This is a genomic window from Brotomerdimonas butyrica (genome assembly GCF_025567305.1).
Taxonomy (GTDB): Bacteria; Bacillota; Clostridia; order Peptostreptococcales; family Anaerovoracaceae; genus Lentihominibacter; species Lentihominibacter butyricus.
Genome location: NZ_JAOQJP010000001.1, coordinates 307,853 through 319,644 on the forward strand (window position 1 = coordinate 307,853; position 11,792 = coordinate 319,644).

An 11,792-nucleotide genomic window follows, 5' to 3' on the forward strand; every position below is an offset into this window, starting at 1 on the left:
CTGAGGCGACTGAGGCCGGGCTCGTGTTTTCTCGTAGATCACCGGTCACGGCCGGAGCCGGTGCAGGTGCGCTCTCAGGCTCGGTGTCGGCTGTCTGGATAGATGAGGATGCCGGGCTTGCGCTCTCCTGATGAACGGCGCCTGCTGCCCGGAGCTCATCGCGGCGCCTGGAAGCACCGGCTGCATCGGCAGTGTCGTAATGATCGGCAGGGTCCGATATCGTGACTTCCGGTGATGTACCCGCATTTTCAGGCGCTATATTTTCCACAGGCACGTCGACATACTGCAGCTGATCCTGCCCGGCCGAACTGTCGGGGAGGGGATTTCCCCCGCTTACGGGAATATTGTCATAAGGCGATATATTATTCATGTGTTGCGACCTCCTTGATGATGGCTGATATTATTTTTCTGATAAATAATATTCGCGAGGTCTGAGAAATATTCGCGGACACGGCACAAAAAGTGTGGAACTGCGCAGGACAGTGCGCTTTTGCATGAAAAAAGCCTGCAGGCCGCGAGGCTGCAGACTTTGCATAAAAAAACCGGGCAGATGCATGACGCAGTCTGTCCGGGTCGTGTCCGATGGTTCGGGATCTTAGTCCGTGATGTTCTTTGGCTGGACATTTTCTCTGATGACGAGCTCTTTGAGTCTGGCGATATGAACGTCGGCTGCTTCTCTGGCCGCGTCGGCATTGCCGCTTTCGATCGCGTCGAGTATCAGGCGGTGCTCCTCAGGCATGTTCTCCGCTCTCTTGAAGTCATCGTAATATATGTAACGAAATCTGAGAACGAGCTCCTGGAGCTGCTCGATCATCTGCACGAGGATCTTGTTGTTGCATGACTCCACGATGATCCTGTGAAAGCGCGTGTCGTAAGTGATCATGTCCTCCATGTTTCCGTCTGCGACCGCTCTGTTGTATTTCTCGGCAACTTCCTTGAGGTCATCCAGCTGTTCCGGCTGCATCCTCGAGGCTGCAAAGAAAGCTGCGAGACCTTCCATGTTCTGGCGTACTTCGAGGATCTCCACCATGTCTTTCGTGGAAATCTGCGACGCGTATGCGCCTCTTCGCGGTTCGATCACCACGAGGCCTTCTTTTTCAAGCTTTCGGATGGCTTCGCGTATCGGTGTCCTGCTGACTCCGATCTGGTTGGCGAGTTCGACTTCCATCATTCTTGTTCCCGGTACGATCGCCCCTGTGAGTATCTGCATTTTCAGTTCTTCGTAAACCATTTCACGAAGCGGTTTATGGTTCTGGATATCAAAGTTCAACATAGTCAAAATCCTTTTCTAAATTATTTCTGTTTTTGTGCGGGTGCTGCTGCGACTCACCATGTGGTCCGTGTCCAGAAGCTTTCTTTGTTGTCTCTGAGCATCTTGCGGCAGATCGTTCTGGATTCTTCTGCATCGCGGCACAGCCCGAAGACCGTAGGGCCGCTCCCGCTCATGAGCACGCTTCCCGGAGAGCACATTTTCTGCATTTTGTTCTTTGTATACATAACTATAGGATAATGCTTTAATGTGTAGTTTTCAAGTACATTGATCATATTTTTTCGGATCAGAGCGGTGGAATTTGTAACGAGTCCGCAGATCAGCTCGTCATTGTCGGGATGCTCGGGTATTGCGACGGAATCGATGCCCTGATAGACCTTTGCCGTGGAAACGCTGAGTGCCGGTTTGGAAAGCACGAGGTGGCTGCGCAGGCCTTTCAGCGGTCTGAGGTCGGTGCCGGTGCCGGTCGCCAGTGCACAGTGGCAGGCGAGCGGGTCTTTCGCAAAGTCGGGTTTGAGCGTCTTGTTTGCTGCAGCCTGGCCCATGATGCAGAACGGTACATCCGATCCGAGCTGTGCGCCTGTCCTGCACAGGTCTTCGAGGGTCAGATCGAGATCCCACAGTTTGCGGACTGCATGTATCACCGCTGCCGCATTGCTGCTGCCGCCTGCGAGTCCTGCAGCTACAGGGATGCGCTTTTTTATATCTATTATGATCGTGCCTCGGCGGTCTCCTGCGTATTTTTCTGCCATGAGAGCCGCGGCCCTGTAGGCCAGGTTGCGTTCGTCTGTCGGCAGGAAGTATCTGTTCGTGGAAAGGCGGATCGCGATCGGGTTTCCGTCGTTCTGCAGATCCGGCTGGCGCGTTTGGTGGCCGTTCTGCGGATCCCAGCGCACCATGATGTCGTCGCACAGAAGGATCTGCTGCATCACCATTTCGACCTGGTGAAAACCGTTTTCGAGGACCCCCAGCACATCCAGGGAAAGATTGATTTTTGCATATGCTCTGAGCTGCACTTTTTTCAATGTCATCGGCTCCTTTCGATCTCCCTGCGGCACTGCCGGCAGCAGCCGGCATGATCGAGGGGATATCAATGAAAAGGGTGAGCCGGAAGCTCACCCTTTATTATTTCTGTAAATGATTTTCTGATACCGCTGCGTACAAGCTATTTTTTCTTGTTCTTGTTTTTCTGCTTGCCGCTCTGGTTCTTAGGGTTCGTGGTACCCTTGCTGCTGTGCTTCGGCGGTTCCGTTTTTTTCACTGTTACCTTGTAATCGCTTCCTGCTGCGGAAATCGGTTTTCTCACTGAGACTTTCTTGGTCGAAGCTGCTTTTTCTCTTTCGAGCTCCTCTGCCTCCCACTTGGCTTCTTTTTCTTTCTGTTTTGCGAGAGCCTCTGCCTGCTTGGCTTTTCTCTTCTGATCTTTTTCTACGATCTCTTCTACGGATTTGCCTGTTCTCTTCGCTTCCTTATACGGATTCACAGTTTCAGGCTTGCCTTTCTTCTCCTGCTCTTTTTCAGCGGCTTTCTTTGCGCTGCGGCTTGTGAAGAATATCATTCCTACGATCATCACTACCATCATGATGGTGTAGACTCTGCTGGATTTTGCCTGGTCGAGTGTCTTGAAGCTGATAGTCTGCGTCTTACCGAGCTTTGTTCCGTCTGTTGCCTGCAGATCTTCATCGATCGTCAGCTTGTATTGTGTGTTGCCTTCTATCTTGATATCGGAGTCGATGGTGTCTGATACTACCATCACGAGACCGTCTTTCTGCTCTTTATGGCTGTAGTAAACCTTTACAGGTATTTTCTTGCCTTTCTTGTCTGTGAGTTTGAAAGCCTTGGTGTTGGACTCTCGGATGGCTTTTGATTCGGGCACCATCTCTTTGCTGAAGTAGAGCTTTACACTGAGGTTTTCCACTGAAACGCCCTTGGCCTTGTCTTCTGGAGTGGACGATTCGATCTTTAATCCTCCGTCAGCAGACTCGCTCGCAGCGAAGCTGGCAGGTGCAAACATGCACATTGTTATGATGATCAGGCAGATCAGAGCCCCTATTCTTTTCATTGCTGTTTCTCCTCCGATTTTTTTCTTCTTAACTGTTTGAAAAAGTCTTTCATAAGACCGGCGCATTCTTTCTGCATGAGGCCGGTTTCTATTTCTGTAAAATGATTGAGTCTGCGTTCCTGAGGGATGTTGAACACTGAGCCGCAGGCGCCTCCTTTGGGATCCATCGTCCCTATATAAAGTCTGCTGATGCGTGACCATACGATGGCTCCTGCGCACATGCTGCAGGGTTCGACTGTGACGAACATGGTGCAGTCAGGGAGTCTCCAGCCGCCCAGAGCAGCTGCCGCCTGTCTTATGGCGATCATTTCTGCGTGAGCTGTCGGATCCCTGCGGGATTCGGTTTCATTATGGCCTCTGCCGATGATCTTTCCGCCGTGCACGATAACGGCTCCGACGGGGACTTCTCCCATGGCAGCAGCTTTTTTAGCCTCCTCAAGAGCTTCAAGCATATACTTTCTCATATACTTAACAATAGTATCACATTTTGCCCGGCCTATCAAGGGTATTTGCAAGGGGAGGCGCAATTTGCAAAGGGCGGCTACGAATTACTGTCTGAGCTGCTGCGCGGGGTTTCTTCGATATGTCCGTTAAATCTGTTTATCGATGCGATCCAGTAGCCGTACGTTCTCTGACGACGTTCCTCAGTAGTCAGATTTTCAGACTGCATGCCGTTTTGCATATCGATGATAGGCTGCCAGAAAACGAACCCTGACTTGCCGCTGTCTGGCTGCTCTTCAGGCAGGAAGCGGCCCGGAACGCCGAGGAAGTAATGGGTGTCCTGCCACCCGAAGAGGAAATGCCCGTATTTTTTCATCGGTGGTTCGGAGCCCGGCGAGATCATCGGGAAGAGGCTTACGTCGGTGATCTTTTTCCAGACCGCGCCCGTGTAGTCGTCTGTGAACGGCTTGATGTCTGCGAAGCTGTTCTGTTTCTGCGCGATTTTGATGCAGCTGTCGAGCACGAATCTGCTGTAAAACGGGCTGTAGTCGCGCGGCGTTTTCTTTGCGGCTGAAGTGCCGGTCGAGGTCTTCGCGATGGAGCGCGGAAAGGCGATGCTCCCTGACATCACGGGGTGCAGGGCTTCACGCGGGTCGACCCGTGACATGGCTGCAACTATCACGTCCGAGCAGTCGCTGAGCGCCAGGCCCTGTCCGTTCATGTCGGCGGGATTGATCCGGAAACTGCCCTCGCCCGTGCCGTCCGGAGCAAGCGTGATATCGCCCGCCATATAATAGCAGCGTTTTTCTTTTTTCACTCCTGTGAAGATCAGCTTGTAGGTGTATTCGCCGTGCGGGAAAACCTTGAGATTTTCAGCGGTCGCGGTGATGATGCCGCGGTCCCCGTCCGTCTGGAGCCTGATGTAGCCGTGGATGCCGGAGCCCGGATCGAGCGCGAATCTCCTGTTCTTTTCGCTAAGAACGACAGGGTTTTTAGTTGTATTTGTGAAATCCATTGTGTCCTCCTTGTTTATTCCTGTTTTTTTTAGTAATATATGAAAAGAGGTGAGGGGCTATGATTTTAGACGTTATAATAATCATTATTCTGGTGCTGCCGATGGCGGTCGGGATGCGAAAAGGATTCATATATTCGTGCGTCCATGCTCTGAGCTGGTTCGCGGCTGCAGCTGCGGGCATTTTCATGAGCGGAGCCGTGAGCGACGCTCTGCGCGGCAGCTTTATCGGGACTGCGATCGCGGACGGATTTGCCAGGAAGATGGACAGCTCCGTCGATTCGCTGGAGGCCGCTGTCGACGGGATGCCGGAGATCATCAGGGGCGGGCTCAGAGTCAGCGCAGAAGGCGCGTCTGACATCTTCGTCAATATGATGACCGCTACAGTGATCTCAGTGCTTGGCTTTGTGATCGTGGTGTTTTTTGTAAAGCTGGTGCTGCGCGTGCTGGTAAGGCCTGTTTCGAGGCGCGACCGTGGGTCGATCCTTTCCAAAGGGGACAAGCTTATGGGAATGGCGGCCGGAGCGCTGCAGGGGCTGTTTCTCGTGTTCCTTTTTCTGGCGTGTCTGATTCCTGTGATAGATTTTATGAGCGGCAGCGCGGCTGTTTCGGTGGTGAATATGCTGGACAGCTCTGTTATAGCGCGCTCGCTTTACGATAATAATCTGCTGCTGGTGATTACGGGCGGCTTCTTTTCGTGAGTCTGAGGCGGATGTTTAAATATACATCACGCGTTCTCGTTATATTTCTTTTCTTCAAAACCCAGATTGTATGTTTTAGCCTTTTGCAGGTCGATTTTGTAACAGTCGACTGTATGTTTTTTGTACAAATCTGCCTTGTTTTGTAAAGCGCAGACGTTCGCGCTCCCTGCGCTTTTGCACGATGCGAAAAAGCACTGTTTTTCTGGTTGAGGCACAGGATTTCATGAATATTTATGCATATTTCGACACAATTTGGAGCATAAATATTCGTATGCATTTTGCCCGAAATTTCACTGTTACGAAAGGACACTGATCTGCGTTGATTTCATACATTTGACATATTTTTACATCGTAAACGCATGCGGGTCAAAGGGCAAATCTCCTGCCGCGGTTCGCTTTTTCTGGCTTTTCAGGAATATTTGTCATATAATTTACAATACAGTGAAAATGTTTTGTTGCCGTTCACAGGGACAGATCACGGAGGCGGCAGATCAGGTGCACACTTGCGCATATGAATGCCGGGTGTGCTGTATGCGGCGGGCGTGATATGCACGCGCACATGTGAGTGCCGTGGATGCCGGATGCGGCAGGGAATGCCCGGGATGCCGTGACCTGCCGGCATGCCTGAAGTTCCGGTATATGGACAAGAGAGGACTAGCTATATGTACACCAAAATTTTCTTTCTCGTATATATTTTTGCCGGTTTCGCGGGCGGGCTTGCGATACTGATGGCTGTACTGCTGATAAAGTACTGGTCATCGGGAAACAAGCGGCTGCTGGCTGCGATCCGCAATTTCATGATATGTACGGGACTGATAGACGCACTGTATTTTTATTTTGACTATGACATGCTGATAAACGGAGACTATGGCACGAATGCACTGTGCAGAGTGCTGGACATCTGTCTGTTCATCGGGCAGGTGTATTTCTGGACGGCATATGTGCGTATAAAGACGATGAAAGCGGCGGAGTCTCTGAAGCGGCTCGAAAAGTTTACACGCGCAGGCATCGGCATATGTGTGGTGCTGGCAGTAGCCGGTTACGGCTTTATGATGAGCGATTATTATCAGGCAGCCGAGGGACCTGGACATACAGCGGCCGTGATCATCGAAGCAGTGCTGATGGCGATGCTCACATTTATAAATCTGTGGAACGTGAAATATGCGCTTTCCGAAATAATACAGAAAAAATGCAGAAGATATATCATATGCATCACGGTCATGCTGGTCGTGAACGGAGTGTGGAACGGGATCCTTGTCATATCCATGCTCAACGGCGAGCTCAGTTATGCGAGGCAGAACGTGATGGATCCGACGCCGGTGTTCTTCCTGGTGCGCAGTATGCTGACGATACTGCTGATACTGAGTGAGGACTTCACGGCACAGTTCAAGGCAGACAGGAGTGGCGGCGACAGTGGAGCCGGGGATGACGGTTCCGGCAGCGGTGCTTTCGCAGGCGTCAGCAGCAGTGCCGCGGATACCAGGGAGACCGGAGCTTTGCAGAAGCGCCTCGACTATATCGCAGAGACGCATTTCCTGACCGAGCGTGAGCGCGAGGTGATGGAGCTGGCGTATCACAGGATGACGAACCCGGAGATAGCCGAAAAGCTGTGCATTTCCAAATACACGGTAAAGAACCATATGCACAACATTTTTGAGAAGCTGGACATTTCAGCCAGAGCCGATCTGATCATGTTCGTCGACAAGGGCGGACAGCCCGGAAAAGGGCGGGAATAGCACAGGAATAGTCCATGGTGGACTATTGAATATAGTCCGGTGCAGGTGTAGATTTACCTTGTAATAATATTAATATAAGTAATATGAGGGAGCGTGAGAAAATGAGCAGTATTTGCAAAACAGGATGCGGCTGCGCGGAGGCGGCCGGCACGCAAAAGATCACTTTGCATGAACAGGTGGAGAAGTACATAAATGCGGTCGATCACAAGACTGCATATGACATCGCGGAGACGCTGGCATTTGACGAGAAATATCTGTCGAATGCGCTGGGCTGGAGAACAGCGGGCTCGGATGCAGAGCACAGGGCGGCTGATTATCTGGCTGACAAGATGCGCGAGATCGGTCTCACTGATGTCGAAAAGGTCGCAATAAACGTCGACAAATGGCAGTTCAACGACGCGTCACTTACGATAGCGGGTACTGATGTCGATATCATGCCGGCTTCATATGCTACGAACGGCACAGGGCCGGAAGGCATCACGGCTGAGATCGTGGACGTCGGCAGGGGACATGCCGCTGACTACGAGGGAAAAGACGTCACAGGAAAGATCGTCGTTGCAGGCGCTGACCAGTGGAACGACGCGTGGATAGACAAATACATGAACGAAGCGAAGCTGCACGGAGCGGCGGCCATCATCACGTACAGCCTTGACAGCGGCTACGCTGCGTTTTCCGATGATATGATCAACATGCAGGATCTCTGTTCGAAAGATCTGATGCCGTGCGTGAGCATCAGCAGGAACCAGTACCGCGAGATCGCCGCAGCCATCGAAGCGGGACACACAGAGGCGACGCTCAAAGTCGACAATGTGATGCAGCCCGGTGAGGGCACCGCATACAATGTCATCGGAAAGATCAGGGGAAGATCGTCAGAGCAGCAGATCCTCGTTGCAGGCCACTACGACGTGTATTTCAACGGCTTCCAGGACGACAGCTGTGCGATAGGTCTGATCCTCGCGATGGCTCAGGGAATGCTCAGGTCGGGATATGTTCCTGAAAACGATATCGTTTTCGTAGCGCATGCATCCGAGGAATGGGGCAAGATCGGCACCCAGTTCGACTGGACTACAGGTGCATGGGAGATGATAAATCACGCCAGACCGGAATGGGCAGGAAAGACGATCGCGATGTTCAACTTCGAGCTGCCTGCGCTTTACGACGGCGAAGAACAGTTCGCTGTACAGTGCGAGCCGGAATTTGCACATATAGTGAAGGATTTCGTGGAAAACTCAGGCCTGCTTAAGCCGCCGGTGAACGGCATATATCCAAAGGGCTACAACAGTGTATCGGTGGACAGCTTCTGTCTCGAGGACGGCGTTTCATACAGAGCGAGCGGCGTGCCGCATTTCATCAATGTTCCGGGATTCGGGGAAGATACGCCGGAGCATGCCAACTGGAACAGGCAGCACTACCACACGAAGTCGGACGACAGGAGCACGTACAACGCGGACGTGATGATGACGAATCTCAATGCATACGGCGCGATGATAATGTACGTGGATCACAAGCCTGCGCTCGAGATGGATCTGACGGCGACATGCGATGATATCGCGGAAGCGTTCGATGCAGGAATTGCAAAGGCTGCAGGTGTAGATGCGGCAGAGTGGGACGCAGCTCTCGCGAAGATGCGTGCCGAGGTCGAAGGTCTGAACGCGCAGATCGCAGATATAAACAGCAGATACGAAGCCGCGCTGGCGGATACCGCTGCAGGCAGCGAACTCCAGGTCAGACTGGATGCGATCAGAGCCGAAGGCCGCGAGATCAGCAGAAAGACGCTCAAAGCATTCAAATACATACAGGATCACTTCGTCGGGATAATCCTGACTTTTGAGATCGTGATCAAACATGAGGCATATCAGAGAAACATAGTGCTTCTCGAGCAGATAACAGACGCTCTCGAAAGCGGCAAGATGTCAGGCGACGAAAAGGATCCGGGTGCGCTCGATCTGGCATGGCAGCTCAACGGCAGCGCTGAGTTCACGTATTACTCGTTCTCGCCGGAGACGTGCAAAGCGGCGGATTCGACGCTGTTCGAGGAGACGAATCCGGGCAGGCTGTTCTGGGGAACCGGCAAGGGCTTCACGTTCGCTGACACGAGCGAGGCTACGGTATCTCTTCTTGCAAAGGCTGCAGCTGCTGAGTCTGCAGGCGCTGATGGCGCAGGTCAGGGTGCAGCGAGTGCTGCCGGCGCAGAAAAAGGTGCGGCTGCATTCGCAGATGAGATCGCGATCTACCGCAGGGCGATCGCCGCGCAGCAGGAGCTGCTGAAAGATTCGATGGAAGCAGAGATAAAGGCTATGAACGCTTTCAGCATATAGTACAACAGGTATAATAAATAAAGAAACGGGATCCCCGTCACTGCATGAGTTGACTTGCAGCGACGGGGATCTTTTGACATCGCGCGGTATTTTTGTTCCATTTAAATAGCTGATTATTACAAAATGCAACACAGAATCTCTGTTTTGATTTAGAATATGCAAACCAGAGGTGAAAGAAGTGAAGACTATTTTAATTTATTCAGTCGATCCGGGGTTCCTGGAAGAAATGAGATCAAAAATACAGGAGCTTGAAACGGACAGGCTCAGTGAAATACTGTTGTTTTCTGAAAAGGAAAAACTGGAGTTTTATGCTGCCGGCAGCAGGGAAGCTGCGGACGTCGTCATCATCGATATGGACCAGGAGGATGACGGTATCGCGATAGCGGAATGCGTGCTGGAGTACCAGAAAAATTCTCAGATAATATTCGTATCCGGGTCCGACGAATACTATCTGGATGTCTACAATGTAGATCACGTCTATTTCCTTAAGAAACCGGTCGAAAGCCGCCTGCTGGCGCAGGCACTCGAAAAGGCCGGCAAAAAGCTGGACCGTCTTCACGGAAAATGCCTGGTTGTAAAAAACAAGCAGGGGATATACAAGATAGAATTGAGCGATATCATATACTTCGAAAATGAGAAGAGGAAGATACATATACATACTGTCGACAGAAAGATTTCTTTCTACGGCAAGTTTGAGGAGCTGCTGGACAGCCTGAACAGAGATTTCTACCGCTGCCACAACAGTTATATAGTGAATATGGCGAAAGTGTGCGAGCTCAGTGGAAAAAAGTTTTTATGCGAAAACGGGAAGAGCATCCCTGTGAGCAAAACGTATTACGTTAAGGTCAGGGATGCGCTGGAACAGTATTCATTATGAACATGACCCCTTTGTAAATAATGATTTCCGGACGTGATGAGCATGAACTTCGCATAAAACCGATTCAAAATCAGGAAACGCGCCATTTTGCATTTCCCAAATATTTGAACACTATTGGGACGGTTTCTGTTTTCCCCTGCGGCGCGCTTTCCTGGTGAAAAGCAGCGCTTCGATCTCGAAGTGATCGCCGCAGTCGTTCATTTTAAGTGTACCGTTGTATTTTGATACGATCGATCTGATGATCCCTATGCCCAGACCATGGTCGCGGGCGTCTTTTTTTGTTGTGGCCATTCCGGTCTTTTTCGGTGAGAGCTCCGGATCTTTGCTGTTGCTGACAGTGAGCTGCCATACTTTTTTCTTTATCGTGCTTTCGGCGCGTATGTAAGGGTCGCTGCTGCCGCTTGCCTGACAGGCTTCGATCGCGTTGTCCAGCAGGTTGCCGAGCAGCGAGATGATGTCGATCTCCTGTATCGTGCCGTCTGCAGGCAGGACGCGGATCTCGTCGATGAAGCGGATCCCGAGGGTTTCACATCTGCTTTTCTTGTCGAGGATGAGTGCCTCCTGCGCACTGCTGCCGCCGTGGATAAAGCTGAGAAGAACATTGCACTCATCGAGGCAGTCCTGCTCCATCTGCTGCGTATCGTAGCTCTCGATAGCGCGCCGCACCTGCTGTGTGATCTCGCCGGCCCGGCTGCAGAACTCCACGTTGTGATCCATGTAGTCGTTCTGCTTCTGCCATCCGGCGATCAGTTTTTCGTTCTGTTTCTTTCGCTTCCTGTTTACTCTGTAAAGCGCTACGATGGCGATGATGTTGACGATTATGAGGAATATCAGTACTGTTAAAAGTGTAGATGAAGAATACATTGTTTGTCTCCTTTGTTCTGGTTCATTAGCTGCCGTGTGTGCCTGCCGGCACCTGCAGTCACCTGTTGCTGCCTGTCGTCACTGCTGATCCGGTATCGTCAGTGACAGTGTGAAGACTCCACCGGTCTTTTTCCATGTGGCGCTGCCGCCATGCGAGGATGCGATGATCTTTATCAGGCGGAACATCATATCGTGCCTGAGAAGCAGCAGGTGCAGCGGTTTTCGGCGTTTGTTCGAGTTCTCAGCCGGAGCTGCCATGGTGGCTGAGCGGATGGAAAACGCTATTTCGGTGACGCTTCCGTATGCTCCGACCGATATGGAAAGCGCACTTGCGGGGATCCTGTGTTTATCCATCACTGTCATAATGTAGTGGTAGATCTCGTATTTTTCACGGCTGGAAAGCCTGTCGGTCTCGATCTGCTGCCATGCGGTCTGACGTCTCATCTGTGCGCTGATGCTGTCGCAAATACCCAGCAGAGAGGCGCGGTATGCCGCGCCCGGATCGTCCGGC

The 11,792-nt window shown here is 51.7% G+C and carries 12 protein-coding genes; 4 read left to right on the forward strand and 8 right to left on the reverse strand.

Going from position 1 to position 11,792, the window contains the following annotated elements; translation table 11 throughout:
- The 6 genes from OCV59_RS01295 to OCV59_RS01320 form a co-directional block, all read right to left on the reverse strand.
- On the reverse strand, nucleotides 1-370 hold a 370-nt coding region (locus OCV59_RS01295), incomplete at its 3' end, for a hypothetical protein (protein ID WP_262584020.1).
- Between the two features lie 225 nt (nucleotides 371-595).
- Nucleotides 596-1,273, reverse strand: a complete 678-nt coding sequence (locus OCV59_RS01300; protein WP_147592513.1) for a GntR family transcriptional regulator — start codon at nucleotides 1,271-1,273, stop codon at nucleotides 596-598.
- 53 nt (nucleotides 1,274-1,326) lie between these two features.
- Nucleotides 1,327-2,301, reverse strand: coding sequence for a 4-(cytidine 5'-diphospho)-2-C-methyl-D-erythritol kinase (gene ispE / locus OCV59_RS01305; RefSeq protein WP_147592514.1), 975 nt, complete (start codon nucleotides 2,299-2,301; stop codon nucleotides 1,327-1,329).
- Between the two features lie 134 nt (nucleotides 2,302-2,435).
- The gene (locus tag OCV59_RS01310) at nucleotides 2,436-3,332 is read right to left on the reverse strand and encodes an Ig-like domain-containing protein (protein WP_262584021.1); all 897 of its coding nucleotides are present in this window, start codon (nucleotides 3,330-3,332) and stop codon (nucleotides 2,436-2,438) included.
- Nucleotides 3,329-3,784 carry a tRNA adenosine(34) deaminase TadA gene (tadA, locus tag OCV59_RS01315; RefSeq protein WP_262584022.1) on the reverse strand — a complete coding sequence of 152 codons (456 nt, stop codon included), beginning with the start codon at nucleotides 3,782-3,784 and terminating at the stop codon, nucleotides 3,329-3,331. The genes OCV59_RS01310 and tadA overlap by 4 nt, the downstream gene beginning before the upstream one ends.
- 89 nt (nucleotides 3,785-3,873) lie before the next feature.
- Nucleotides 3,874-4,788, reverse strand: coding sequence for a hypothetical protein (locus OCV59_RS01320; protein ID WP_147592517.1), 915 nt, complete (start codon nucleotides 4,786-4,788; stop codon nucleotides 3,874-3,876).
- Nucleotides 4,789-4,847: 59 nt separating this feature from the next.
- Here OCV59_RS01320 and OCV59_RS01325 point away from each other — a divergent pair, with 59 nt between their 5' ends.
- The 4 genes from OCV59_RS01325 to OCV59_RS01340 all read left to right on the forward strand — a co-directional run bounded on the left by OCV59_RS01325 (nucleotide 4,848) and on the right by OCV59_RS01340 (nucleotide 10,417).
- Complete coding sequence (locus OCV59_RS01325; protein ID WP_147592518.1) at nucleotides 4,848-5,486, forward strand: CvpA family protein; 639 nt, start codon at nucleotides 4,848-4,850, stop codon at nucleotides 5,484-5,486.
- A gap of 662 nt (nucleotides 5,487-6,148) precedes the next feature.
- Entirely contained in the window at nucleotides 6,149-7,222 is a 1,074-nt protein-coding gene (locus OCV59_RS01330) for a response regulator transcription factor (protein WP_262584023.1), read from the forward strand.
- Nucleotides 7,223-7,323: 101 nt separating this feature from the next.
- Nucleotides 7,324-9,540 (forward strand): M28 family metallopeptidase, encoded by a 2,217-nt coding sequence (locus tag OCV59_RS01335; protein WP_262584024.1) that lies wholly within the window; start codon nucleotides 7,324-7,326, stop codon nucleotides 9,538-9,540.
- 178 nt (nucleotides 9,541-9,718) lie between these two features.
- On the forward strand, nucleotides 9,719-10,417 hold the full coding sequence (locus tag OCV59_RS01340) for a LytR/AlgR family response regulator transcription factor (RefSeq protein ID WP_147592520.1): 699 nt from the start codon (nucleotides 9,719-9,721) through the stop codon (nucleotides 10,415-10,417).
- 111 nt (nucleotides 10,418-10,528) lie between these two features.
- Here the strand turns inward: OCV59_RS01340 and OCV59_RS01345 are convergent, their stop codons facing one another.
- Nucleotides 10,529-11,281 (reverse strand): sensor histidine kinase, encoded by a 753-nt coding sequence (locus tag OCV59_RS01345; protein WP_147592521.1) that lies wholly within the window; start codon nucleotides 11,279-11,281, stop codon nucleotides 10,529-10,531.
- 78 nt (nucleotides 11,282-11,359) lie between these two features.
- A partial coding sequence (locus tag OCV59_RS01350) for a hypothetical protein (RefSeq protein WP_262584025.1) occupies nucleotides 11,360-11,792 on the reverse strand: 433 nt, incomplete at its 5' end.